Source organism: Gluconobacter sp. GP1 (assembly GCF_032913585.1).
Classification (GTDB): Bacteria; Pseudomonadota; Alphaproteobacteria; order Acetobacterales; family Acetobacteraceae; genus Gluconobacter; species Gluconobacter cerinus.
Genome location: NZ_JASGXC010000001.1, coordinates 180,108 through 203,798, shown reverse-complemented (window position 1 = coordinate 203,798; position 23,691 = coordinate 180,108). Strand labels below are relative to the sequence as shown.

The window sequence follows — 23,691 nt, the reverse complement described above, 5'->3', positions numbered from 1 at the left end:
GGGGAGCGCCCGTTGCAATGCAGTCCGAACAGCCCTCTCCAGATTTTCTTGCTCCACTCTTCGCACCACTGACGTCCCTGCCCGGAATCGGGCCAAGACATGCAAGTCTGCTGGAAAAGATCGCAGGGGGACGGCGCGTCCTGGACCTGCTGTTCACCCTTCCCGAGCGAATTGTTGACCGTCGTATTCTGCGCACAGTTGCCGCAGGACACAATCTCGCACCCGGAGAAATCCTGACAACGCGTGTCCGTGTCGTCTCAATCCGCAAGGCTGCACGCCCCGGCCAACCCTCCATCATTCGCACAGAAGACGACACGGGAAGGCTGGATCTGGTTTTTTTCCAGCAGAAAAACATGCCTGCCCCAACGGTCGGGGCAGAGCTTCTTGTCTCTGGCAAGACCAGCCGGTTCCAGGGTGAATTGACGATGCCCCAGCCGGATCACGTCACAACATGGGAAAAGCGTGACAGCTTTCCCAGACTTGAACCCGTCTGGCCCCTGACCGCAGGCCTGTTTCCCTACATCGTGCGCAAAGCCATGCGCGCTGCCCTGACGCTTCTGCCCGATTTTCCAGAATGGCAGGACCACGCCCTTGTCCAAAAGCGCCGCTGGCCAGCTTTTACACAGGCGCTGCATATCCTGCAGGCCCCGGAAAGCATTCCTGCTCATGTCGAATGGGCGCCAGTGCGAGAGCGCGCACTTTCCCGTCTTGCTGCGGATGAACTTCTTGCTGACCAGCTCTGTTTTGGACTGGCTCGCCTTAAAGCACGCAGCCGGATAGGCCGCAGCATGCCGGGCACGGGCGCACTCCAGGCAGAGCTCAATCGTCGTTTTGGTCATAAGCCAACGGCGGCCCAGTCTTCAGCTATCATTGAAATCCGTCAGGACATGGCGGCCACTGCTCCCATGATGCGTCTGCTGCAAGGAGACGTAGGCGCCGGCAAAACATTTGTCGCGATGAATGCCATGCTTCAAGCCGTGGAATCCGGTGCCCAGGCAGCCCTCATGGCGCCAACGGAAATTCTGGCACGCCAACACTTCGAGACAGTGTCCCGCCTTTGTCCCACGCAATGCGTTTATCTGAGCGGGACGATCAAAGGCGCAGCACGCCGCGAGACACTGGCGGCCATTGCCGATGGAACTGCGCGCATCATCGTCGGGACTCACGCCCTGTTTCAGGAAGGCGTGACGTTTGCGGACCTTGGACTGGCCGTCATTGACGAGCAGCACCGTTTTGGCGTGAAGCAACGGATGAATCTGAGCGCCAAGGGACAGGCTACAGATATTCTGGTCATGACCGCCACTCCCATTCCCCGGACCCTTCAGCTCATGGAATGGGGCGAAATGAGCGTAAGTCGGCTGGATTCCAAACCTGCAGGCAGACAGCCCATTCGCACGACCCTGCATAATATGGATGCCATGCCAGACATTCTGGCCGCCATATCCCGCGCAGTAGCGGATGGGGTACAGGTCTTCTGGGTCTGTCCTCTCATTGAGAACAGCGAAACACAGTCTGCCGCAGCGGCCGAAGAACGGTGGGCGATGCTTGGAGAGCGATTTCCCAGTATCGTTGGATTAGCACATGGCAAACAGGACATCGCCATCCGGCAAGCCGCACTTGAAGCATTCCGGAAGGGTGAAACACGTATCCTCGTTGCTACAACCGTTATTGAGGTCGGCGTGGATATACCGAATGCTTCGGTCATGGTGATCGAACAGGCAGAACGCTTTGGGCTCGCTCAGCTTCATCAGTTACGGGGGCGCGTCGGGCGCGGTTCGAAAAAGTCCTTCTGCCTGCTGCTCCATGATGGCATGGCCACACCAACAGCCGTCAGGCGGTTAACGCTTTTGCGAGACACTAACGATGGATTCATGATTGCTGACGAGGATTACCGAATCCGTGGTGGCGGCGACCTTGCTGGAGACCGCCAGTCCGGACTGCCCGGCTTCCGGTTAGCTCAGGGCGCAAGAATTTCGCTGCTTTTGGCGGCAATGCAACAGGACAGCGAGCGAGAACTTATGCGCAATCCGTCGCTGGAAGGCCCACGCGGGGCCGGATTGAGAATTATGCTAACGCTCTTTGACCGCTCCGAACCCGACAGGCTTTTGATTTCTGGTTAAAGGACCTTTAAGAAAGAATTGTTAATCTGCCTTCCGAGAAGGAACTTTATCGTTCTTTGACGGTTTTACGACTTATCCATAATCGGGTTTACAGTATGTTCTCAACTGGTGACGATCAGCATGCAGCTTCTTTCCTGAAAGGGACGTCGTCCGCCAGTTACCTGCCTCTCTTGAGACTGGCACGCCTGCTCACTGGCGCTTCGTCAGCGGGAATAGTGGCCCTGTCAAAGGACTCTACGCCCCTTGAAATTGCCTCCGTTGGTGTATTTTTAGCCGATGCGCTGGGTGAACTTCCGTATGAAGAACTTTCAGAAAGCACTTCACCACAGACATTCAGAATAGCAGGGCGATCTGTTGCCGGGATCAATGTCGGAAGCCTGCCCCGACAGAAGCGCACTTCCACCTCTCTCTTCCTTTTTGCTGCGTGCGAGACGACTGACCTTTCAAGTCAGCAGACGTTGGATGCACTTGCAGATCTCGCAGACCTGACCAGAAACCCGATTTACAACAGCGGTTCAGTCCTGCCGAACCGTATGCAGAGCATGGAATCTGTTCAGTGGTACATTGAGCAGACTGCTGGCCTGACAAGACGAGCAAAATTTGGATTAATTCGCTTCAACCTTGACCATCTGTCTTTCATTAATGAGCGCTACGGCTGGGATGTCGCCGACATCATTCTGGAAGAGATCGTCCGAAGAATCGAAAAGCTCCTACCCCAGGGCGCGTTCCTTGGCGGCATGGGCGGCGGCAACTTCATTGTCTTGACGCCACCAGGCTACACGCAGGTCACAACACGATCCTTGATGACATCCATTCTGCGGATTTCTGAAGCCCCTGTTGCCCTTGCCAGCTCTTCTCTTCCATTTTCCCTGTCCATCGGCTGGAGCATGTTCCCGGAAGATGGCCACACGGTTGATGACCTTCTCACCAGCGCCAAAGCTGCGCTTATGGAAGCCCAACGCCTGGGTGGCGGTCACGAGAGACGCGCGGACGAAGAAACAACACGGATGCATATCCTGTCTTCCAGCCTGGAGCAGGATCTTGCCGTTGCCGTGGAACAGAACGGCCTCTTCCTGAACTGGATGCCGGTTGTTGACACCGCATCACAGCAAATCGTGGCTCATGAGGCCCTGCTAAGATGGAATAGACCAGGCTACGGAGAAGTCCCGCCGGCCCTCTTTATTCGCTGCGCAGAAGAAGCCGGCCTGGTTGAAATGCTCGATAGCTGGAGTCTTAAAACAGCCTGCATGGCTGCGGCGAGCTGGGATGTCCCCCACAGGGTCTGCGTCAATATCTCGCCAGTCTGGCTCGTGAGTGAACGCCTCTCGAAACTCGTCAAGGAAATTCTTCAGGAAAGCGGCCTCGCACCTGAACGACTGCAAATTGAAATGTCGGAGCCACGCTTCTTCGGACCAGAAGACATCACATTCCGTGAATTGTCCCGCGTCCGCGCGCTCGGCGTCAGGCTGGCGCTTGATGATTTCGGTTCTGGCTTCTCGTCCCTTGAGCGTCTTCGCTTCTATCCGCTGGATCAGATCAAGCTTGATCGCAGATTCATCAACAGCCTCGGCGAAAACAACCGCGCAAATGAAGTGATGTGCGCGATTCTCGCTTTGGCACGCGCCTTGAACATCACGACATGCGCCAAAGGCGTAGAGACCGAGTCCCAGATGGCCTTCCTGGATGCTTACGGGTGCGAAGAGGTCCAGGGATATCTTCTTGGCTCCCCGGTTCGAGATCAGGCCAAGCCTGCGTCACAGTCCGCTTAAGAAAAAAGCCCGTCCCGCTTTTGCGGTCGGGCTTTTTTCTTGGTCCGAAGATCAAGCTAAAAATTACGCTTTAGAATTTAACAGAGAGCTTGAGCGACCCATAGTTAAACAGGCCAGCTTTCTGCGACTTGAACTGAGCCGTCTGCCAGTTCTGGCTGTAAGAGAGTCGCACGCCGTGCCACATCACGGCCACGCCGGCATGAATTTCGCCCACATCCCAGACTTTTTCGACGTGAGGCGAGTCGGGACGCACGGTATTACCCTGAAGCGTGGCGTCGTACCCAACGGCCTGCCCCTCTACACCACCATAAAAGTACCAAGCGACAGGACGCGTTCCACGGAACGCATCTGTACCATCCAGTCCCGGTCCAATCGTCGAGTTACCGAAATCACTGTCCAGCCCTTGTCCGACCCGGAAGGTGGCTGCCGCGTCAGCGTATGTTCGGTAATCGCCCGCCGCACCTGAAACCGCAGGCAAAACGTCCATGCCGATGCCGTAAACATTTACGACTGGCAGACGCCAGATGCGACCGGCCTGAATCTGCATGATCGGCTGATTCGCCAGCTGGTGCACCCACCCCTTGTTCGGCGTGTCGCTGATCAGGTTATGGAATCCGTTCTGCACCTGACGCCCAAGACCTGCAGGGCCCATGACACCAAACTGAATACCCATGACGGTACGGGACAGATCCGTATCATTAATAAGGTTAACGGTGCCGAGCATCAAACCTGCGTAAGGACGATCTCCAAGTGGCGGCTGGGCCATCTGGGTTTGGCGCGGGGTATAAATCAGCTGCTGCAAACCGATGCTGATACGCTGCATGCCATTTCCCATCAGGAAATGATTCAGATTCGCAATCGGTTCTGGAAGGTTATCGGTCCCCGAAGTCCAGTTAATGCGCAGACCAGACGTATAATACTGATCAGACGTTCCCTTCAGGGTCGAGACAGCATCGTTCTCACCCTGAATGGTCCAGGTACCGTGTGGATCCTGAAGAGGAGTCGCCAATGCGGACGAGGATGCCAGTGCAAGCAGGGCAATAGCCCCGAAGGAAAGAGTCAGTCGGGTCTGCATGGGCACCTCTGCATCTCGCGTACGATCAGGGTAATGACGTTATCAATTTGTGTCTTTATGTCATTACTGAGCGTCAAAGCAAAGCCTTCGGAGCACCTTGACGGACTGAGACAATCTTAAAATCCGCGCGAGTTGGGCACTTCTCGCACTTTCGTTGTGGCAGTGCGGGAAAAAACCATGCTAGTGATTCCCTCAGAGGAAGGCCTGAGGCTTTTCTCACCTTTTTGAAATACGTCATGGCAGGGGATAGAAGCCCTCCGTGGCACCCCAGTCTCGGGATTAGACCGTTGAGAAACAACAGAACCGACCGCAGCTTTAACTCACCTCGCCGCGGCGGGTTTGACGGGGACTATTCGTCCCAGCCATCCTATGGTGACCGTGGCGGCTTCGGCGGCGGCGATCGTGGCGGCTTCGGCGGCGGCGATCGCGGCGGCTTCGGTGGCGGCGGTGGTGGTGGCTTCGGCGCACCTCGTCGTGGCGCTGGCAGCAGCTTCGTTACCGCTTCCGGCCCAGAAATCAGCTCCCGCGTTAAGTGGTTCAACACCGAAAAGGGTTTCGGTTTCGTTGAACTGGCTGACGGCTCGGGCGATGTCTTCCTGCACGCCAACGCTCTTGGCAACGCTGGCGTAAGCAGCGTCAACCCGGGTGCAACCGTGGTTGTTCGCATTGGCCAGGGTCCGAAGGGTCGCCAGGTTGCTGAAGTCATTTCCGTTGACGAAAGCACGGCTGAAGCTCCCCGTCCGCGCGCCCAGTTCGGTGCAGCTCCGCAGCCACGCTTCGGTGGCCCGTCAGCACGTCCGGGCCGTCCGGCTCCTGACCTGTCCGACGCACAGGACATCCGCGGCACCGTGAAGTGGTACAACGCCACCAAGGGCTTCGGCTTCATCACGCCTGACTCCGGCGGCAAGGACATCTTCGTCCACGCTTCCGCTCTCGAGCGTTCACAGCTCCCGACTCTCGACGAAGGCCAGGCGATCAACGTCAAGGTTGTTCAGGGTCAGAAGGGTCCGGAAGCTGCTGCAATCAACGTCGATTGATTGGTAGCTTCGGCATCTTGCTGAGCACTAAAAAAAGCCGCTGTGGATTTTTCCACAGCGGCTTTTTTAATGACTGCTAAAAATTACGTGCCATAGTCAAACAAGGCGGTGTCGCGAGAACTCAGTATTCCTTGCCCTTGTTCCGGATCAAGCGAGCCTTATCACGTTGCCAGTCGCGCTCAGCGATTGCATGTCGCTTGTCTTCTTTTTTGCGCCCCTGCCCCAAACCAATCGTCACTTTCGCGACTCCGCGGGCGTTAAAATGAATATCCAACGGGACAAGCGATGCACCGGCACGCGTCACAGCGGACAGATAATGCGCAACCTGTTTGCGATGCAGCAGCAGTTTGCGAGGAGCCCTTGGCTCAAAGCGGGAAAGAACGCCCCCCTGATATTCCGGAATGTAGGAATTAAAGAGCCAGATTTCTCCATCACGCTCGGCCGCATAGGCCTCGGTAATGGTTGAACGTCCCAAGCGAAGGCTTTTGACCTCCGGCCCCTTCAGAACAATTCCAGCCTCTACAGTTTCCAGAATCGTGTAATCGAACCGGCCTTTACGGTTCTGAGCGACGATCCCGTGAGAGATCATGCCGCTCTTCTCTTTTTTTCCGGCCATTAAAAATATCAGTCCAATAGATCGAGAGATCGTAAAGCAGCATCGATAGCCTTCCGCGTTGCCTCCTGAGGCTCCACGAGTGGAAGGCGCAGGGTCGCATTGCACAGACCCAGCCGAGACATAGCGTACTTCACCGGTCCCGGGTTGCTTTCCATGAACATGGCATCATGCAGCGGAGAGAGACGATCCTGAATTTCGATTGCGTCTTCGATTCGCCCCTCCTGCCAGGCGCTGTGCATTTCCGCGCATAACGCAGGAACGACATTTGACGTCACGCCAATGCAGCCATCACCACCTGCCGCAAGAAACGACACCACTGTGTTATCGTCACCAGAAAGCTGGTTGAACGGCTTCTTAACGTTCCGCCGCACCGCGATGGGACGAGCCAGATTGGCCGTAGCATCCTTTACGCCAGCAATATTGGGATGCTGAGCGAGGCGTCCCAGTGTCTCCGGAGTAAGATCCACCACAGACCGACCCGGAATGCAGTATACGTGAATCGGAAGTGGCGTCGCGTCGGCGATCGTCATGAAATGGCGATACAGGCCTTCCTGGGTGGGCTTGTTATAATACGGAACCACAACCAACAGGCTGCTCGCCCCTACAGAATGAGCATGTCGCGCCATCTGCACAGCTTCAGATGTGCTGTTTGAGCCGGCTCCAGCCATGACCGGAACACGACCGTTCGATGTCTCGACGCAGTGGGCAATGATCTGGCCATGCTCCTCGTGCGACAGCGTCGGGCTTTCGCCGGTTGTCCCTGCCGGTACGAGCCCGCTGGTCCCCGCTTCAATCTGGCGCTCAATAAGCTTTGTCGCCACCTCGAAATCGATACGCCCATCCGTACCCATCGGAGTGATCAGAGCCGTCAGCGACCCTTGATACATGCCCGTCTCCACCATTGCCTTGCCTCTGCTCATCATGCGCACCATCCTGCTCTTTAGATCCGTCAGCGTCATGCGCTGGAACGAGCAAGACTGCGTGGGTATGCACCCAGAATCTTCAAATTATCGCTGACATGCTCCAGCTCTTTCAAAGCGGCCGCCAATGCAGGCTGCTCTGGATGTCCTTCAACATCCATCAGGAACTGCGTGGCCGCGAATGAGCCGTTGAGCATGTAACTTTCAATTCTCGTCATATTAATACCATGACGTGAGAATCCACCCAATGCCGCGTAAAGCGCCCCGGGTTTGTTGCCGACTTTCATGAGCAGCGTCGTCAACGTGTCATTGCGTTGAGAATCGGGAAAACTTGGCACAGGTGCCACGCGATAAAAGCGCGTCGTGTTGTGCGCCGCGTCTTCAACGTTACTCCGTAAGATGACGAGACCGTTCAGCTCTCCTGCGAGTGACGAGGCGATGGCAGCGTCTTCCTTCCGGCCCCATTTCGCGACCATTTCGGCAGCACCAGCCGTATCGAACTCCGGCACGACTTCCAGATCCAGCTCATGAATAAGCTTACGGACCTGCCCGAGTGCAACTGGATGTGTGTGAAGACGCCGGATGTCAGAGATTTCGGTGCCCGGCACAGCCAGAAGGCAGTGCTCCACACGCTGAAAGTGCTCTCCAACGATGTGCAGCCCTGCATCCGGCAGCAAAGAATGAATGTCAGGCACACGCCCGGCGAGCGAATTTTCACAGGCCAGGAGCGCTTCATCTGCCCGACCATCATGCACAGCTTCAATCGCAGCTGCAAAGCTCGCGCAGGGAAGGGTCGTCCAACCCGGACGAGCCTGTCGGCATGCGAGGTCCGAATAGGCGCCAGGCTGCCCCTGAAAAGCAATTACCGGCATCAGACCAGTCCTCTCACTCGTTCCAGATCCTCAGGCGTATCAACACCTTGAGGAGCATGTTCTATCCGGGCACACCCGATGCTCATTCCTGCTTCCAGCGCACGAAGCTGCTCCAGACTTTCACGCCGCTCCAGAGCCGACTGTGGCAGACTGACAAAACGCTCCAATGCGTTTCGACGCCATGCATATACGCCAACATGATGCCAATGCTGCCCTGCGCCCCATGGAATGGGCATACGTGAAAAATAAAGTGCGCGCGTCACCGCGGCGTCGCCAAAATCACAGGCGATCTTGACCACCTGTTCGGCATCTCTTTCCCAGTCTGATTGAACGGGAGCAGCAAGCGTCCCGATATCACAGGATGGATTTTCCAGCGGCTTGAGCACGGCAGTCAGACTGGTCGGATCAATCAAAGGCAGGTCTCCCTGCAGATTGATCACCACGTCATAAGTTCCAGACGGATCGAGCTTCTGGATGGCTGCATGCACACGATCCGAACCGCTGGCCAGAGACGAGTCGGTCAAGACACCTTGCACGCCCTCTAACTCACGGACGGCATCAAGAATGTCCTGATCGCCCGCAGCAACAACCACTGGCCCGATCTTTGCTTCCAACGCCCGTTTCGCAACGCGGACAATCATGGGAAGGCCACCAATATCCGCAAGGGGCTTGCGTGGGAGGCGGGTCGAGGCAAGTCTGGAGGGAATGACGATGATCGGACGCATGGCCCTTCTGATGCCGCCCGCCTGATCGGGCGTCAATCTCACACACGGCTTTCTGGCAGGAATTGAAAGAAAATATGAGCGAAACAGTTCTGGAAAAGGCACTTGTCGTCGCCGAAGCCTGTGCAAACGCTGCCCGCGAGACGGTCATCCCCCATTTCCGCACCTCACTACAGGCTGATGCCAAATCCGATGACAGCCCGGTCACTGTTGCAGATCGTGCGGCTGAAAAAGTCATGCGCTCCATTCTGGAAGATGCTCTGCCCGAGCACGCTATCCTGGGCGAAGAAAGCGGAATGAGCGGTCACGAAGGAGACTGGCTCTGGGTGCTGGACCCGATCGACGGAACACGCGCATTCCTGACCGGCCGCCCAACCTTCGGAACCCTTATTTCGCTTTTCCATAAAGGACGACCTGTTCTGGGGTTGATTGACCAACCACTGACGGGCGAACGGTGGATAGGCGTTGCCGGGCAGGGGACACGCTTTGTGTCCACCCGACTGCCCGGTCAGATTGGCACACGCATATGCCCGGTTCTTGGGCAAGCTGAACTATCCTGCACATCCCCGGAAATCATGACGCCCAATCACGCACCACGCTTTGCCAGCCTCCAGAAGCAGGTCCGGCGGACATCATGGGGCGGCGACTGTTACGCCTACGGACTACTGGCGCTTGGCCAGATCGATGTAATCGCCGAATGCACCATGAACCCATGGGACTGGGGGGCACTTGTTCCGGTCATTGAAGGCGCAGGCGGCAGCATCACGGACTGGCAGGGCAAGCCTCTTACGCTCGAAAGTGATGGAACCGTTCTGGCGTGCGGCAACCCTGCCCTGCTCACAGACATCGTGAACCACCTTTCCCATCCGGGAACGATGGGCTAGGCATGACGCCCCGGTGATCATGGGCCGGGACAGGTTGGAATGAGAGCCGGAGCCTTCCGGTTCAGGACCGGGATGGAAATATGGAAACGCACTTCTCTCTCCCCAAGAACAAGATCCGCATCCTCCTGCTTGAAGGCATCCATGAGAGTGCTGTCGAGCATTTTAATGTGCAGGGTTATGCAGAGGTCACGCGTCTGAAAGGCGCTCTTGAAGGCGATGCCCTCAAGGAAGCACTGCAAGGCGTGCACATGGTGGGTATTCGCAGCCGGACGCAGTTGACGCGCGAAGTTATTGAATCCGCTGATCGGCTGATGGCCATCGGCTGCTTCTGCATCGGGACAAATCAGGTCGATCTGACCGCCGCCCGCATGGCCGGCATTCCGGTCTTCAACGCGCCTTACAGCAACACGCGCTCCGTCGCCGAACTGGTGATGGGTGAAGTGGTCATGCTGATGCGCCGCATTCCATCCCGTTCTGAACAGTGCCACCAGGGTGGCTGGGACAAATCCGCCATTAATGCGTGGGAAGTCCGTGGTAAGACGCTCGGTATCGTCGGTTACGGTTCCATCGGTTCACAGCTTTCCGTTCTGGCCGAAGCCTTTGGCATGCGCGTCCTGTATTATGACATCATGCCCCGCCTCCCGCACGGTAACGCCGTTGCAGTCGCGACGCTCAAGGACCTTCTTGCCAAGTCCGATATCGTCACACTGCACGTTCCCCAGACACCGGACACAGACCTCCTGATCGGAGAAGCCGAGATCCGGGCCATGAAGCCCAACTCGATTCTCCTCAACAACGCCCGCGGCAGTGTCGTTGACCTTGAAGCTCTGGCCGCAGCCCTTAAGGACGGCCATCTCATGGGTGCTGGCGTGGACGTGTTCCCAGTGGAGCCCAAAGTTGCCGGAGAGCGTTTCGTTTCCCCGCTTCAGGGCCTGGAAAACGTTATTCTCACCCCGCATATCGGCGGCTCCACCATGGAAGCACAGGAGCGGATTGGCGTTGAAGTCGCCCGCAAGCTTGTGGATTACTCCGATGTTGGTTCCACTATTGGTGCCGTGAATTTCCCGAGCGTGCAGCTTCCGGAGCGGCCACGTGGCACGCGCTTCATGCACGTTCATGCCAACCGTCCCGGCATCATGCGCCAGATCAACGAGCTGTTCGCAGCCGAGAACTGCAATGTGACGGCACAGTATCTGCAGACGGACGGTGAAGTCGGTTACGTTGTCGTCGAGGCTGAATCGACGGGCCCCGATATGGACCAGCACCTTCTGGACGGCCTGCGCGCCCTTGATGGAACGCTTCGTGCGCGCCTGATTTACCAGCGTTAACCATCCAGTAATATGTTCTGGCTAAGATCTCGTTCCATGACGACATCTGGCCAGAACACTCCTGCCCTTGCCCGTATCCAAAGCTTTGCCTTTTCTGGAATCGAAGCTGTTCCGGTTACGGTTGAAGTTCAGGTCTCGACAGGGCTTCCAGCGTTTCTGCTGGTCGGCATGGCGGACAAATCGGTCGGCGAAGCACGCGAGCGTGTCCGTGCTGCTCTGACATCCATGGGCCTGGCCCTTCCTCCAAAACGTATTCTGGTCAATCTCGTCCCCGCAGACCTCGCCAAGGAAGGTGCACATTTTGACCTTCCCATCGCGCTCGGGCTTTTGGTCGCCATGGGAATTCTGCCGTTCGAAGCTGTCTCTGCCTATGCGGCCGTCGGTGAGCTTTCGCTCGATGGACGGATCAACCCGGTTAACGGTGTTTTATCCGCAGCCCTTGGTGCTGCAGCACATTCTCTAGGGTTAATCTGCCCGGCGCTGCAGGGAAGAGAGGCACGCTGGGGCAATCCAGACCAAGACATTCTGGCTCCAGACACTTTGCTCGGCGTTGTATCTCATTTCCGTGGCGAACAGGTTTTAACGCCTGTTCCCGCAGCAGAAGGATACACCCCGGATTATGGCCCTGACCTCGCTGACGTGAAGGGCATGGCTCTTGGGCGTCGAGCACTTGAAATTGCCGCCGCTGGCGGACATTCCGTCCTCATGAGCGGACCACCAGGTGCTGGAAAATCCATGCTTGCGTGCAGATTGCCCGGTATCTTGCCGGATCTGACGACTGAGGAAATGCTGGAAACAAGCCGGATCCACAGTGTGTCAGGGCTCTTGAAAGACGGTCGCCTGACAATCCGGCCGCCCTATCGTGCGCCTCATCACAGCGCCAGTTTGCCCGCGATGGTCGGTGGCGGGGCCAAAGCACGACCCGGCGAAGTCAGCCTTGCCCATAATGGTGTGCTTTTCTTGGATGAATTGCCCGAATTCTCGCGGTCATGTCTGGAAGCACTCCGACAACCTATCGAGACCGGCTCAATTTCGATCGCCCGCGCTGCCCAGCACACAACCTATCCAGCCCGTTTTCAGTTCATCGCAGCCATGAATCCCTGCCGTTGCGGATATCTGGGAGACCCGGAACGGAGTTGCCGCAAAGCCCCTCGATGCGGAGAAGATTATAGCGCAAAGATCTCAGGTCCGATGATGGATCGCATGGATCTCTGCGTGCAAATTGACCCGCTCTCGCCCATCGAGATCAGTCGTGCTCCTCGGGGTGAAGACAGTGCAACCGTCCGTGCCCGCGTTGAAAAAGCACGCGATCGACAGATTACCCGTCAGAACGTGTGCAATGCCCTGGCCTCGCCAGACCTGTTTGTCATGGACGATGATGCGAGGTCCCTGGCTGAACAGGCTGCCGAAAAACTGCGCCTTTCAAATCGCGGCCTGACACGGCTGATGCGCGTCTCGCGAACAATTGCTGATCTGGAAGGAACGCAGCAGATCCAGCGCCACCATGTGGCAGAAGCGCTAGGGTTTCGGCGGCGTTGACCCGTTCTTGCGGCGCTTTAGATCCAGAAAAGATGGGATCATGGCGGCCATGATGAACAGCGTGATCCAGAAATTAATCCTCAGGAAAAACGCCGTTCCAAACAGCCAGACGCCATAAAGCAGGGTCGCAGTCATCAAGACATACCCGCAGACCATGACCCACCAGATCAGCCATTCCTTGCGTGGCATTACTGATCGACCCGCCGCAAACCGTCCAGGCCCCGCGCCAGATCCGCCTTGAGATCATCTACACTTTCAAGACCGATATGCAGACGGAACGTCGCGGCCTTTGGAGCCCCAGCCTCGGTCACACGTCGGACATGGCCTGTGGTCGGCAGAACCAGGCTCTCGTAACCGCCCCATGAGGCGCCGATCCCAAACATGCTCAGACCATCAATCATGCGTTCTGCAGCTTCGACACTGATATCTCGTTGCAGTTCAACACCGAACAGACCGCAAGCCCCCGTAAAATCGCGCTTCCAGAATTCATGCCCGGGGCAGTCTTGCAAAGCGGGATGCAGAACCCGGGCAACTTCCGGGCGCGTCTTCAGCCACTGTGCAATCTCAAGAGCCGAACGCGACTGATGCGTGAGGCGCACTCCCATGGTTCGCAGGCCACGCAGGGTGAGCCAGCAGTCATCCGGGCTTGCGCACTGACCTAACTGGATGGACGCATCCCGCAGGGTTTTCCAGTGTGTCTCATCATTAACCGTAATGGCCCCGATAATGACGTCCGAGTGGCCGCCGGGATATTTCGTCAGAGCCTGAATGGACACGTCCACGCCATGCTCAAACGGCTGAAACACGCCAATGCCCCAGGTATTATCCAGAAACAGCAGTGCGTCCGCCTGATGAGCGACATCTGCCAGCATCGGTACATCCTGCACCTCGAATGTATGGCTTCCCGGGCTCTCCGCCAGAATAATCCGGGTCTCGGCTCGGATCAGCGCCTCAATCTCTGCGCGTGTCGCCATGGGAGCATAATAGGTTGTGCTGATGCCCATCCGCTTGAGCATCGTATCTGCGAAACGACGTGTCGGACCATAAACCGAATCGGGAAGCAGAAGATGATCGCCCTGCCCCAGAAACGCCAGAAGCGGCGTCGTGCAGGCACTCAGGCCAGAGTTGACGACCTGCGTATGCGTTCCCCCCTCAATGAGCGACAGGAGCTTTTCCAGCTCATGCTGAACGGGCGTCCCCATGGCGCCATACACGGCCTTATGCGAATGGCTTCGACCATCCATCCGGTTCATGGCTTCAAGACTTGGGAAAAGAACTGTCGAGCCCCGTGTGACAGGAAGGTTCACAAGCGTGCCGCTCTCCCTGACATCGGCCCGGCCACCTTGCACCAGCGTTGACGCCAGACGGTTCCAGCCCGCACTCACCTTCGTTTCAAGGTCGCTCATGTTTTATTCTTCTCCCGTCACGATTGGTGCCTGTGGATCGCTGCCCCATTCAGCCCATGACCCATCATATAACGCGCCATCTGGCAGCCCAGCGATTGCCAGACCAGCCAAGAGCGTTGCCGCCGTCAAACCCGACCCGCAACTGGTAATCACCCGCCGCCCAGCGACTGGAGCAAACAGATCTTGCAGAGACTCAACGGGCAAAAAATGACCGGCCTCATCCACAAGCTGTGTCCAGTCGAGGCTGAGAGCTCCCGGCATATGCCCTCCTCGAACACCAGGGCGAGGTTCTGGCACGGACGCCGTGAAACGGGCATGGCTTCGCGCATCCAGCACCACAGTGTGCGCGTCAGCGTTCAGAATGTCGGCGCTTCCAGCGAGTAACCGGTATTGTGGACGCGTCCTGTAGGACACTGGCTGTATTGGCGCTTGGGCACCGTGTTCCAATGCGCCGCCCGCGTTTTCCCAGGCTGCCAGTCCGCCATCCAGAACCTTCACGTTCTGATGCCCGAAAAGACGAGCCAACCACCACGCTCGGCAGGCTCCAACACTTCCTTTGCCGTCATAGAAGACAAGAGGTGTCTCTTCACTCAGCCCCAGTTCACCCATGAGACGGGAGAACCGGGCTGCACCCGGCACCGTATGTGGAAGCGGACTGTCCGGATCGGCAAAAACATCAATGTCGAATCGGCGCGCATTTGGCAGGCGACGCTCAAGAAAAGCTGCGTCCAGATCGCCCTTCTGACCCGGCAGAAGAACACTGGCGTCGAGGGGAACATATGCCGTCCCAACAGAAAGGAGGTCTTTTGCGGTGATAAGGGGGGAGTTCGTCATAGATCCACCATAGGTCGAGGGATGCGCAGAACGCCAGAGCGTGGCACACTGTCCAGTCATGAACATGCAGGTCCCAGCCTTGAAGCCTCTGACCGTCCGGAAAACCATTGCATGAAGACCGAACGGATCATTCTTGGCTTCGTCCTTGTCGGAATTGCCTATGGATGTGGAATCATCCTCTGGCCATTTCTTTCGGCCATCCTTTGGGCGGCAATCCTGACTTTTGCGAGTTGGCCCATCTATCGGTGGCTGCGACGTCATATTCGTCCGGCTCTCGCTGCACTCACCATGATGATGCTCAGCGCCGTGACTATTATCGTGCCTCTGTCCGTTCTGACATCTGCCGGAATCAGCGATATTCCAGCAACCATCGCCAGCCTGGACACGCTGCTTCTCAAAGCCGCCTCAGCTGGCCCACCCCCGGCATGGATGGGGCGCATTCCTATGGCTGGTCCACACCTGGTCGAAGGTTGGTATCATCTAACGCATGACGTGGGTGCCGCCACGGAGATGCTGCGTCCTTACTTCGGGCAGATCGCTCATTTCACGCTTGCCGTTCTTGTAAAGCTGGCCAGCGGTCTCGTTGAGCTGGTCATGGCCCTGTTCGTCGCATTCTTCCTCTGGTTGAACGGCGACGCCCTTGGCATGACCATTACGGCCCTCATCGCTCGCATTGCTGGGCCACGCGCTACACCACGACTCATCAATGTCATTGGTCGGACCATTCGTGGCACTGTGTACGGCGTGCTCGGCACAGCCATCATTCAAGGCGTCCTGACCGGGATTGGCCTTATGATCGCAGGTGTCCCATCGCCCGTTCTTCTAGCGGGTATCGCAGCTTTCGTGGCTGTCTTTCCCATCGGAGCACCGTTGATCTGGATTCCCGCCGCCATCTGGCTGGCCATGACCCATCATGTCGGACATGGCCTTTTTCTGGCGGCTTATGGCGTCATCGTCATTTCAGGCGCCGACCACCTGATCCGCCCGATTTTCATTTCACGAGGGGCACAACTCCCTTATCTCCTGACCGTTCTGGGAGTTCTTGGCGGCGTGGTAGCCTTTGGCGGACTGGGGATTTTTCTAGGCCCTGTTCTTCTGGCCATCGGCTACACCCTGACAAGTGAGTTCGCTGCTGGTCCGCACAGGCCACAATCAGGCCCCCTCTATATTTCGGAGTCTCCCAAGTGACGGCATCCCTTATGTCTGGCGCGCCGTTCCGCGTTCTCAGCTGGAACCTTCTGCGCTGGGACGGCGCATCACTGGAAGACATCCTCACAGTCATTCGTTCGGAAAACCCGGACGTCGTCCTGATGCAGGAAGCTCAGGAGCCCGTTGATGTCCTACCGGAGATTCTAGGGGGATATTATGATCGCATCCCTCTTCCTGGCCGACCACATGGCACAGCCTGCTGGAGCCGCCTGCCTTTCACGCAGCCTCCATCTTTCTGTCATCTGCCGCGGGGCCTGATGGTTAAGCGTACTGCGCAGATTCTCGATTTTGGAAATTTTTCTCTCGCCAACGTTCATCTGTCGCACGGTCAGATCCTGAACCGCAGGCAATTACGCAGTCTGACAGCCAACATGCATCGGCGTGCCGTTATTATGGGGGACTTCAATCTTGTTGGCCCTGTGCTCTTGCCCGGCTTTCACGATGTTGGCCCTCGTGAAAAGACACACCGCATGCTGGATCGCCTTCCCTTGCGACTGGACCGATGCCTTGTGCGTGGCGTGAACCGTCTTGAGGCGAAGGCCCTGCCACGCTTTGGCTCTGATCACCGGCCCATCTCGGTGACGCTGCGCCTCAATCCCTGACGGTTACAGATAAGGAAGAAAAAGCCGGAGCGCCGCATTGCGAATCTGGATCAGATACGGCGTCCGATCAATATCGTGATGGGTCAGGCGGTTTTTCCGGTGACTATCCATGAACGCAGACAGGTTCCGCGCGACGCCTGTATCGTAAATCTCCAGATTGATTTCGAAATTCAACCGCAGAGACCGTACGTCCAGATTAGTGCTGCCAACAAAACTCCATTCATCGTCCACAACCATGAGCTTGGAATGGTTGAAGGGCGGATCGGCCATCCATACGCGGCACCCGGCATCCAGAAACGGCCTCAGATTGGCATCTCGTGCATAATCAATGATGGCATGGTTGCTGCTCCTGGGCACGACAACGTCAATCACCACGCCTCGTAGGGCGGCCAGATTCAATGCGGCTGAAAATCGATCGTCTGGCAGAAAATATGGCGTCATGAGGCGAACATGCGTCTTTGCCAACGTGATGGCCTGAAGCATTCCGTACTCAATCTTCTCCAGATCCGCATCCGGCCCAGATGTGACAATCCGCATGGGCACGTCCCCAACCGGAACCGGCTCAGGCAGATATGGCTCCCCCCGAAGCTCTTCTCCGGTTGTAAAAGACCAATCCCAGGCGAAAGCTACGGAAAGCTGATGCACAATTGGCCCACGCAACTGGAAATGCGTGTCCGCAACCGGCAGTTTGGTGCGGAGACGAAGCATGTTCTCCTCACCGATATTCAGGCCACCCATGAAACCGAGACGACCATCCACCACCAGAATTTTACGGTGATTGCGGAGGTTGATGAACGGCATGCGCCACGGCCACACAGAATGCATGAACCGCGAACACTTCACGCCGTCCCGTCGCAGGCGGCGTTCAATCGCACACCTGAAATATCCACTCCCGATTCCATCGACCAGAACACGAACTTCGACGCCCCTTCTGTGCGCTTCGACCAGAGATTCCGCAAACATTTCTCCGATCCTGTCGGCCCGGAAGATGTAAGAGCACAGCACGATCGACGTCTGCGCCTGATTGATGGCTTCGATCATGACGGGATAGGCGTTATCCCCATCATGCAACACTTTGACGGAGTTCCCCCCCATCAGCGGCCGCTCTGTCAGTCGTCCGAGCATCTTTGCCAATGGCGCCAGATGGCCGTCCATCACCTGCCGGTATTTGGCGAGCAGCTCCCGTCCTTCCCAGGAATGATGATCGATCATCTTCCGGGCCCGGCGATGCACCCGGTTGATGCCGAACATCAGATAAAGCGCTGTCCCTACAAACGGTCCGACCCAGCACACGCCAATCCACCCGGCACAGGCAGACGTATTCCGTTTATGCCGCAGCGCATGGAGCGTCACGCAGATGGGAAGCGCCCAGCGAAAAAACGTCAGAACACAATCCAGAATGGTCCAGTGCCTCATAAAACTCCCAATCAGGCCGAGGCTATACTCTTCCCGCAAAGATGATGGATGCGCCAGCGTCCTGTCTGGGTTAGGCTGAAGAACGCATCTGGTTTTCCATTGGAGGAGCGGCCCTGTGCAACACCGCCCACAGCTCTTCTATACAACCGAGCCAGCACCATGCCCGTACCTGCCTGATCGCATGGAGCGCAAGGTTCTGACTGATCTTTCCGGCCCGAATGCTTCGGCATTGCATGACCGTCTGTCCCAGGCTGGCTTCCGGCGCAGCCATACAATCGCCTACGCACCTGTCTGCATTGACTGCCGGGCCTGCAAGCCCCTGCGCCTTCCTGTAGGACTCTTCACGCCTTCGCGTGCGCAGAAGCGCGTCTGGAAGCATCACGAAAATACCAATGCTGTCATCATACCGCCGGTGCCAACGCAGGAGCAGTTTGCCCTGTTCCATGCCTACCAGGAAAGCCGGCACACGGACGGCGACATGGCCCACATGTCCTGGCAGGATTACGTCGAACTGATTTCCAACACGCCGGTGGAAACGGTTGTCGTGGAATTTCGAACCCCTGAAGGCCAACTCGTCTGCGTCAGCCTCGTGGATATTATGTCTGACGGCCTGTCCGCAGTTTATACGTTCTACGATACATCCAGCCCGACGGCCTCCTGGGGAACCTATTCAATCCTGACGCTGATCAATCTGACCAAGCGGCGCGGAAGCCTTCACCTCTATCTGGGCTATTACGTCCCCGGCAGTCGGAAAATGGCTTACAAGGCCACCTTCCGTCCGGCTGAGATCTTCCAGGGCGGTCACTGGGAAACGTTGGCCGCACCGGTTTGACATCAGCTTGGTTTGCGCAGGATCCATTGCGGGGCGGCACGCCCAACTGCACCGCGCCGTCCTTCAAGCGGGGCCAGGTCAGCAGCAGGTCGTACACGCTGCCCGGGCTGCCACAAAAGGCCCTCTTCAAGCGTAAACGCTCGAAGATCCCGCAATGTGCTATCTCCCAGCTTCTGCAGAGAGACGCCTGACCCACGCGTCATCTCAGGCACCTGCTCCATTGGGAAAATAAGAACGCGCTTGTTATGCCCAACCGCCAGAACATGCGTTCCAACTGCCGGAATACACGCAAAAACGCTTTCCCCATCCTTGACGTTAAACACTTGCTTGCCTGTGCGCTTCTCAGCAACAATACCGGCCTCAGAGACAATCATGCCACGCCCGCTTTCGGACGCGATCAGGCGTCTGCCATCTTCCGTCACGGGGAACATCGCCACGATGCGTTCTTCCTGTGCGATATCCATCAGTGTCCGCACTGGCTGACCGAAACCACGCCCGCGGGGTAGATCCGCAGCCTTGAGTGTGAACGCCTTTCCGCCACTGGCGATCAGACAGACCCGGTCTGTGCTCTGACACTCCGCCATCAGTCCTGGTGAATCGCCTTCCTTGAAGCGATGGCCTTCCGGGTCCAATCCGTGACCTTTCATGGCCCGTATCCAGCCTTCGCTGGACAGCAGAATTGTCAGAGGCTCACGATCAACTTCCAGAGCCGCTGAAATATCGATGGCTTTGGGCGGTTCAGCAACCGTTGTCCGGCGATCACCTAGTGGGCCACTGCCGAATTTCTTGATCGTGGCGTCCAGATCTTTGCCGATCCGTGTCCAGCGCCGCTTTTCAGACCCCAGAAGGGTTTCAAGAGACTTCCGCTCATCCGCCAGCGCATCACGTTCTTTGCGGATTTCCATCTCTTCCAGGCGTCGCAAAGAGCGCAGACGCATATTCAGCACAGCTTCCGCCTGAATATCCGTCAAAGTAAAGGTCTTCATAAGGCAGACCTTGGGCTCATCTTCTTCTCTGATGATGCGGATAACCTCATCAAGATTCAGATAAACCGCCAGAAAGCCGTCAAGAATTTCCAGTCTACGCAGGACTGCCGCAAGGCGATGGTTGGAACGTCGAACCAGCACTTCATGCACATGTGCCAGCCAGGCCTGAATGACCTGCTTGATCGACAAAACACCCGGTACACGATCCCCGCCCAGAACATTCATGTTCAGACTGAACCGGTTCTCAAGTGCCGTGTTGCGGAACATCGTCTCCATCAGGACCTCAGGATCACATCCCTTGGTCTTGGGCTCCAGCACCAGACGAATTTCCATGGTGCTTTCATCCCGGACATCTCCGAGCAAGGGCAGCTTACGCTGCTCCATCAACTCGGCAATCTGTTCGATCAGACGGGATTTCTGCACCTGATAGGGAATTTCAGTGACGACGATACACCACGTACCAAAACGTCCCTGTTCAACTTCCCAACGCGCCCGTGTCCGGAAACTGCCTCGGCCAGTTTCGTAAGACCGGATAATCGAATCCCGATCTTCCACCAGAATGCCACCGGTCGGAAAGTCAGGGCCTGGGATGTAATCGACAAGTTCCGCAACTGTTGCTTCAGGCTTTTCAATCAGAAGCTTTGCAGCTCGGCAGATTTCACCAGCATTGTGAGGCGGAATGCTTGTCGCCATGCCCACCGCAATACCCGCGGAGCCATTGGCCAGAAGGTTCGGGAATGTTCCAGGCAGGACGATCGGTTCGTGATCTTCGTTGTCGTAGGTCGGCCGGAAGTCGACAGCATCATCGTTGATGCCATCCAGCAGCGTCTGGGCAATCTCGGTCAGCCGGCTTTCCGTGTATCGCATGGCAGCCGCGCCATCACCGTCGATGGAGCCAAAGTTGCCCTGCCCCTCAACCAGCGGATACCGAACGGCAAAATCCTGCGCCAGACGCACCAGCGCTTCGTAAACGGACGCATCACCATGCGGGTGAAACTTACCGATCACGTCACCGACGACACGTGCACACTTTTTAAACCCTGATGTGGGATCAAGGCGTAGCTGCTGCATCGCATAGAGGAGGCGCCGGTGCACCGGCTTGAGACCATCACGCACATCCGGAAGGGACCGCGACATGATCGTCGACATCGCATACGCAATATATCGCTCGCTCAAAGCCTCCGCGAGCTTGGTATCCTCAATATGACCCGCCAGATCAACGCCCATGCACTTCCCCTTTTCTCCGCAGGAATTAGACACTGGCGCCCGCTTCTGTCCAGCGCCGCCCTCGTTCTTCTTTCGGCCTGTTCACCTTACCGGCCCATCCTCCATGAAGAGCATACACTGGCTCGCAGCGGCTTTGTCGCCCATCCGGCCGATACGACAGCCCGCTGGCAAATGATGAACCTGCTTCCTGCCAACACCATGACGTACCGCATGCAAGGCAATATTCCGGTCCTGCTCTATGCGGATCCGACAGCCTGCGGGTGCGTCTATATGGGCAATATGTCAGCTTACCACGCTTACCAGTCCGGCCACCATGTCTCTGCGAATGAAGAACAACGTATGACCGCAGAAATTAATCAGCATCCGGGATGGGACTGGTCAGTCTGGAACTGGCGCGCGGACCCGGATGTCGTCAGTGGCCTTCGTCCAGGTCCGGTTCAGGTGCAATACTGACCGCCCCCCTCTGCAACTCGTTTGGCTCCGTCAATCTACGGACACGTTCGAAAAGCCTTTCGCGGGCTGCAGGCAATGGTTGATGCCGGACGCCAAAGACCCAGCGTGCCAGAAAATGACCTGTCAGCGTCATTCCCTGCAACCATTCGTCAGGCAGGCCTTCTTCTTCGTTATGTCGGAGGAAGGCCGGAAGCGGCAATAGGCGGTCCCGCCATTCTCCTGCTCCCGCAACGCTGACTGCCCGGCCAGATCGTGGAGAGACAAAATTCAGATCTTCAGTCGCCTCCGTAACTGCACAGGTCGAAAGATCCAGACCGTACCCAAGACCACCGAGCAGTTCACGTTCCCAGCGAATATAGGCCGCCATGGGGGGCGGCTCCGGAGCAACAGCAATCAATGTCAGCAGGCGGATCAGGCGCATGAAAAGCTCAGGGTGAGGCTCACCCTGTGGGAGCGCCCCGTCAGCGAGGGCACATGCACTGCTGACCATCGCCAGTTGCAACGGCAAGTCCAGCAATCTGGCTCCAACGCTTTGCACCGGCTCGGCAGTCACACCTCCAAGCTGATCAGACAACCGGGCGCGCCATCTGGCCATAACAAGATTACCGGTTTGCCAAAGCGGGGCCTGTTTCCGTGAACCACCACCACGAACCATTCCATGCGAAACACCGTGCTCTTCGCTCAACAGGTGAACAAGTGCGCTGCCTTCACCGTAGGGTCGAACTGAGAGAACAAGCGCAGCGGCTTCCCATTCCATCATTGCAAAACAGCCCCACAGCCCCTGAAAACAGAAAAACTCCCGCACGATAACCATGCGGGAGTTTCCAGTCTCTCGTATCCAACTGAGCAGGCAAGCCCATCAGCCGGAAAAAGAAAGATCTTACTTCGTGCCAGCAGCAGCAGCCACTTCAGCAGCGAAGTCGTTTTCTTCCTTTTCGATGCCTTCGCCAAGCTGGAAGCGCTCGAAACCAATCAGCTTCGCGCCAGCCTTCTCAACGACCTTGGACACGCGGCTTTCGCCGTCCAGCACCCACACCTGCTCCAGAAGCACAACTTCTTCGTAGAACTTGCGGACACGACCTTCGACCATCTTTTCGATGATGGCTTCAGGCTTGCCGGACTCACGAGCCTGCTCGATCAGAACAGCGCGCTCACGCTCCAGAGATTCCGGATCAACGCTTGCAACGTCCAGAGCAGCCGGACGGGTTGCAGCAACGTGCATACCAATCTGGCGGCCGAGCGTCAGAATAGCTTCGCTCTCAGACGGTGCTTCAAGAGCAGCCAGAACGCCGATCTTGCCGATGCCCGGACGCAGTGCACTGTGCACGTAGCTTGCGACAACGCCGGTCTCTACGGACAGAACCTTGGCGCGACGGATGGACATGTTTTCACCGATCGTGGCGATCAGGTGCGTCAGTTCGTCAGCAACCGTACGGCCAGACGGAACCTTGGAAGCCTTGATGGTTTCCAGGTCATCACCCACTTCCAGAGCAACCTGAGCAACCTGCTCAACGAAAGCCTGGAATGCTTCGTTACGGCCAACAAAGTCCGTCTCGGCATTGACTTCGACCATAGCGGCGCGGTTCGGGCCGGAAACAACGCCAACCAGGCCTTCTGCCGTGGTACGGCCAGACTTCTTGGCAGCCTGGGACAGGCCCTTCGTGCGCAGCCAGTCGATGGCGGCTTCCATGTCGCCAGAGGCTTCAGTCAGAGCCTTCTTGCAATCCATCATGCCTGCGCCGGTGCTTTCGCGTAGCTCGCGAACCAGGGCTGCGGTGATCTCTGCCATGTTCTCTTATCCCTCGAAAAGATCATGCGGCCGAGCGTAAACGCCCGACCGCATG

At 57.2% G+C, this 23,691-nt stretch carries 22 protein-coding genes; 10 read left to right on the top strand and 12 right to left on the bottom strand.

What is annotated here, in order from left to right:
* Positions 1-17: 17 nt before the first annotated feature.
* Positions 18-2,120: an ATP-dependent DNA helicase RecG gene (gene recG, locus R5H23_RS00970; RefSeq protein WP_317213912.1), complete on the top strand. Its 2,103-nt coding sequence runs from the start codon at positions 18-20 to the stop codon at positions 2,118-2,120.
* Positions 2,121-2,215: 95 nt separating this feature from the next.
* Positions 2,216-3,889, top strand: a complete 1,674-nt coding sequence (locus R5H23_RS00965; protein ID WP_317213911.1) for a GGDEF domain-containing phosphodiesterase — start codon at positions 2,216-2,218, stop codon at positions 3,887-3,889.
* Positions 3,890-3,959: 70 nt separating this feature from the next.
* Here R5H23_RS00965 and R5H23_RS00960 read toward each other — a convergent pair whose 3' ends face one another.
* Positions 3,960-4,964 (bottom strand): lipid A deacylase LpxR family protein, encoded by a 1,005-nt coding sequence (locus R5H23_RS00960; RefSeq protein ID WP_099212284.1) that lies wholly within the window; start codon positions 4,962-4,964, stop codon positions 3,960-3,962.
* Positions 4,965-5,251: 287 nt separating this feature from the next.
* On the opposite strand from R5H23_RS00960, the gene R5H23_RS00955 reads away from it, so the two are divergent.
* Positions 5,252-6,001: a cold-shock protein gene (locus R5H23_RS00955; protein ID WP_211496921.1), complete on the top strand. Its 750-nt coding sequence runs from the start codon at positions 5,252-5,254 to the stop codon at positions 5,999-6,001.
* Positions 6,002-6,122: 121 nt separating this feature from the next.
* On the opposite strand, the gene smpB is transcribed toward R5H23_RS00955, so the two are convergent.
* Genes smpB through R5H23_RS00935 form a run of 4 tightly spaced genes read right to left on the bottom strand, consistent with a single transcriptional unit; the run spans position 6,123 to position 9,134 of the window.
* On the bottom strand, positions 6,123-6,617 hold the full coding sequence (gene smpB / locus R5H23_RS00950; RefSeq protein WP_046901449.1) for an SsrA-binding protein SmpB: 495 nt from the start codon (positions 6,615-6,617) through the stop codon (positions 6,123-6,125).
* An 8-nt stretch (positions 6,618-6,625) separates the two neighbouring features.
* Positions 6,626-7,576 carry a 4-hydroxy-tetrahydrodipicolinate synthase gene (gene dapA, locus R5H23_RS00945; RefSeq protein WP_317213910.1) on the bottom strand — a complete coding sequence of 317 codons (951 nt, stop codon included), beginning with the start codon at positions 7,574-7,576 and terminating at the stop codon, positions 6,626-6,628.
* Complete coding sequence (locus R5H23_RS00940) at positions 7,573-8,409, bottom strand: prephenate dehydratase (protein WP_211503884.1); 837 nt, start codon at positions 8,407-8,409, stop codon at positions 7,573-7,575. Before R5H23_RS00940 ends, dapA begins: the two co-directional genes overlap by 4 nt.
* Positions 8,409-9,134: a 3-deoxy-manno-octulosonate cytidylyltransferase gene (locus R5H23_RS00935; RefSeq protein ID WP_317213909.1), complete on the bottom strand. Its 726-nt coding sequence runs from the start codon at positions 9,132-9,134 to the stop codon at positions 8,409-8,411. The genes R5H23_RS00940 and R5H23_RS00935 overlap by 1 nt, the downstream gene beginning before the upstream one ends.
* Positions 9,135-9,208: 74 nt before the next feature.
* Here R5H23_RS00935 and R5H23_RS00930 point away from each other — a divergent pair, with 74 nt between their 5' ends.
* From R5H23_RS00930 to R5H23_RS00920, 3 genes are all read left to right on the top strand, one after another.
* Complete coding sequence (locus tag R5H23_RS00930; RefSeq protein WP_317213908.1) at positions 9,209-10,015, top strand: inositol monophosphatase family protein; 807 nt, start codon at positions 9,209-9,211, stop codon at positions 10,013-10,015.
* An 80-nt stretch (positions 10,016-10,095) separates the two neighbouring features.
* On the top strand, positions 10,096-11,343 hold the full coding sequence (gene serA / locus R5H23_RS00925) for a phosphoglycerate dehydrogenase (protein WP_046901444.1): 1,248 nt from the start codon (positions 10,096-10,098) through the stop codon (positions 11,341-11,343).
* 36 nt (positions 11,344-11,379) lie between these two features.
* Complete coding sequence (locus tag R5H23_RS00920; RefSeq protein ID WP_317213907.1) at positions 11,380-12,882, top strand: YifB family Mg chelatase-like AAA ATPase; 1,503 nt, start codon at positions 11,380-11,382, stop codon at positions 12,880-12,882.
* Here R5H23_RS00920 and R5H23_RS00915 read toward each other — a convergent pair.
* From R5H23_RS00915 to R5H23_RS00905, 3 genes are read right to left on the bottom strand one after another with little or no spacing between them, the layout of a single operon-like run.
* Positions 12,862-13,071 (bottom strand): hypothetical protein, encoded by a 210-nt coding sequence (locus R5H23_RS00915; protein ID WP_317213906.1) that lies wholly within the window; start codon positions 13,069-13,071, stop codon positions 12,862-12,864. The two genes, R5H23_RS00920 and R5H23_RS00915, sit on opposite strands and share 21 nt — an antisense overlap.
* A complete protein-coding gene (gene metC / locus R5H23_RS00910) occupies positions 13,071-14,288 on the bottom strand; it encodes a cystathionine beta-lyase (RefSeq protein ID WP_317213905.1) in 1,218 nt (405 codons plus the stop codon). Before metC ends, R5H23_RS00915 begins: the two co-directional genes overlap by 1 nt.
* Before the next feature lie 3 nt (positions 14,289-14,291).
* On the bottom strand, positions 14,292-15,182 hold the full coding sequence (locus tag R5H23_RS00905; protein WP_317213904.1) for a sulfurtransferase: 891 nt from the start codon (positions 15,180-15,182) through the stop codon (positions 14,292-14,294).
* Between the two features lie 51 nt (positions 15,183-15,233).
* On the opposite strand from R5H23_RS00905, the gene R5H23_RS00900 reads away from it, so the two are divergent.
* Together R5H23_RS00900 and R5H23_RS00895 are read left to right on the top strand one after the other, a co-directional pair.
* On the top strand, positions 15,234-16,310 hold the full coding sequence (locus tag R5H23_RS00900) for an AI-2E family transporter (RefSeq protein WP_046901442.1): 1,077 nt from the start codon (positions 15,234-15,236) through the stop codon (positions 16,308-16,310).
* Entirely contained in the window at positions 16,307-16,933 is a 627-nt protein-coding gene (locus R5H23_RS00895; RefSeq protein ID WP_046901441.1) for an endonuclease/exonuclease/phosphatase family protein, read from the top strand. The genes R5H23_RS00900 and R5H23_RS00895 overlap by 4 nt, the downstream gene beginning before the upstream one ends.
* Positions 16,934-16,936: 3 nt before the next feature.
* Here R5H23_RS00895 and cls read toward each other — a convergent pair whose 3' ends face one another.
* Positions 16,937-18,349: a cardiolipin synthase gene (gene cls / locus R5H23_RS00890; protein WP_317213903.1), complete on the bottom strand. Its 1,413-nt coding sequence runs from the start codon at positions 18,347-18,349 to the stop codon at positions 16,937-16,939.
* Positions 18,350-18,464: 115 nt separating this feature from the next.
* Here cls and R5H23_RS00885 point away from each other — a divergent pair, with 115 nt between their 5' ends.
* Positions 18,465-19,181 carry an arginyltransferase gene (locus R5H23_RS00885; RefSeq protein WP_099212259.1) on the top strand — a complete coding sequence of 239 codons (717 nt, stop codon included), beginning with the start codon at positions 18,465-18,467 and terminating at the stop codon, positions 19,179-19,181.
* 2 nt (positions 19,182-19,183) lie between these two features.
* On the opposite strand, the gene parC is transcribed toward R5H23_RS00885, so the two are convergent.
* The gene (gene parC / locus R5H23_RS00880) at positions 19,184-21,394 is read right to left on the bottom strand and encodes a DNA topoisomerase IV subunit A (RefSeq protein ID WP_211502752.1); all 2,211 of its coding nucleotides are present in this window, start codon (positions 21,392-21,394) and stop codon (positions 19,184-19,186) included.
* Between parC and R5H23_RS00875 the strand changes: the two genes are divergently transcribed.
* Positions 21,371-21,847, top strand: coding sequence for a hypothetical protein (locus R5H23_RS00875; protein ID WP_211502753.1), 477 nt, complete (start codon positions 21,371-21,373; stop codon positions 21,845-21,847). The genes parC and R5H23_RS00875 overlap by 24 nt on opposite strands.
* Here R5H23_RS00875 and recO read toward each other — a convergent pair.
* Positions 21,807-22,604 carry a DNA repair protein RecO gene (gene recO, locus R5H23_RS00870; RefSeq protein ID WP_211502844.1) on the bottom strand — a complete coding sequence of 266 codons (798 nt, stop codon included), beginning with the start codon at positions 22,602-22,604 and terminating at the stop codon, positions 21,807-21,809. The two genes, R5H23_RS00875 and recO, sit on opposite strands and share 41 nt — an antisense overlap.
* Positions 22,605-22,727: 123 nt before the next feature.
* Positions 22,728-23,636: a translation elongation factor Ts gene (tsf, locus tag R5H23_RS00865; protein WP_046901436.1), complete on the bottom strand. Its 909-nt coding sequence runs from the start codon at positions 23,634-23,636 to the stop codon at positions 22,728-22,730.
* Between the last annotated feature and the right edge of the window lie 55 nt (positions 23,637-23,691).

Bases quoted from the DNA above. Each gene is read 5' to 3' on its own strand.
- R5H23_RS00960 (WP_099212284.1), bottom strand. From the start codon at position 4,964: ATGCAGACCCGACTGACTCTTTCCTTCGGGGCTATTGCCCTGCTTGCA.
- R5H23_RS00905 (WP_317213904.1), bottom strand. From the start codon at position 15,182: ATGACTGGACAGTGTGCCACGCTCTGGCGTTCTGCGCATCCCTCGACC.
- R5H23_RS00875 (WP_211502753.1), top strand. From the start codon at position 21,371: ATGACCCGCCAGATCAACGCCCATGCACTTCCCCTTTTCTCCGCAGGA.
- R5H23_RS00965 (WP_317213911.1), top strand. From the start codon at position 2,216: ATGTTCTCAACTGGTGACGATCAGCATGCAGCTTCTTTCCTGAAAGGG.
- R5H23_RS00940 (WP_211503884.1), bottom strand. From the start codon at position 8,409: ATGCCGGTAATTGCTTTTCAGGGGCAGCCTGGCGCCTATTCGGACCTC.
- parC (WP_211502752.1), bottom strand. From the start codon at position 21,394: ATGGGCGTTGATCTGGCGGGTCATATTGAGGATACCAAGCTCGCGGAG.
- dapA (WP_317213910.1), bottom strand. From the start codon at position 7,576: ATGACGCTGACGGATCTAAAGAGCAGGATGGTGCGCATGATGAGCAGA.
- metC (WP_317213905.1), bottom strand. From the start codon at position 14,288: ATGAGCGACCTTGAAACGAAGGTGAGTGCGGGCTGGAACCGTCTGGCG.
- R5H23_RS00920 (WP_317213907.1), top strand. From the start codon at position 11,380: ATGACGACATCTGGCCAGAACACTCCTGCCCTTGCCCGTATCCAAAGC.
- serA (WP_046901444.1), top strand. From the start codon at position 10,096: ATGGAAACGCACTTCTCTCTCCCCAAGAACAAGATCCGCATCCTCCTG.
- recG (WP_317213912.1), top strand. From the start codon at position 18: ATGCAGTCCGAACAGCCCTCTCCAGATTTTCTTGCTCCACTCTTCGCA.
- R5H23_RS00930 (WP_317213908.1), top strand. From the start codon at position 9,209: ATGAGCGAAACAGTTCTGGAAAAGGCACTTGTCGTCGCCGAAGCCTGT.
- recO (WP_211502844.1), bottom strand. From the start codon at position 22,604: ATGGAATGGGAAGCCGCTGCGCTTGTTCTCTCAGTTCGACCCTACGGT.
- tsf (WP_046901436.1), bottom strand. From the start codon at position 23,636: ATGGCAGAGATCACCGCAGCCCTGGTTCGCGAGCTACGCGAAAGCACC.
- cls (WP_317213903.1), bottom strand. From the start codon at position 18,349: ATGAGGCACTGGACCATTCTGGATTGTGTTCTGACGTTTTTTCGCTGG.
- R5H23_RS00915 (WP_317213906.1), bottom strand. From the start codon at position 13,071: ATGCCACGCAAGGAATGGCTGATCTGGTGGGTCATGGTCTGCGGGTAT.
- smpB (WP_046901449.1), bottom strand. From the start codon at position 6,617: ATGGCCGGAAAAAAAGAGAAGAGCGGCATGATCTCTCACGGGATCGTC.
- R5H23_RS00935 (WP_317213909.1), bottom strand. From the start codon at position 9,134: ATGCGTCCGATCATCGTCATTCCCTCCAGACTTGCCTCGACCCGCCTC.
- R5H23_RS00900 (WP_046901442.1), top strand. From the start codon at position 15,234: ATGAAGACCGAACGGATCATTCTTGGCTTCGTCCTTGTCGGAATTGCC.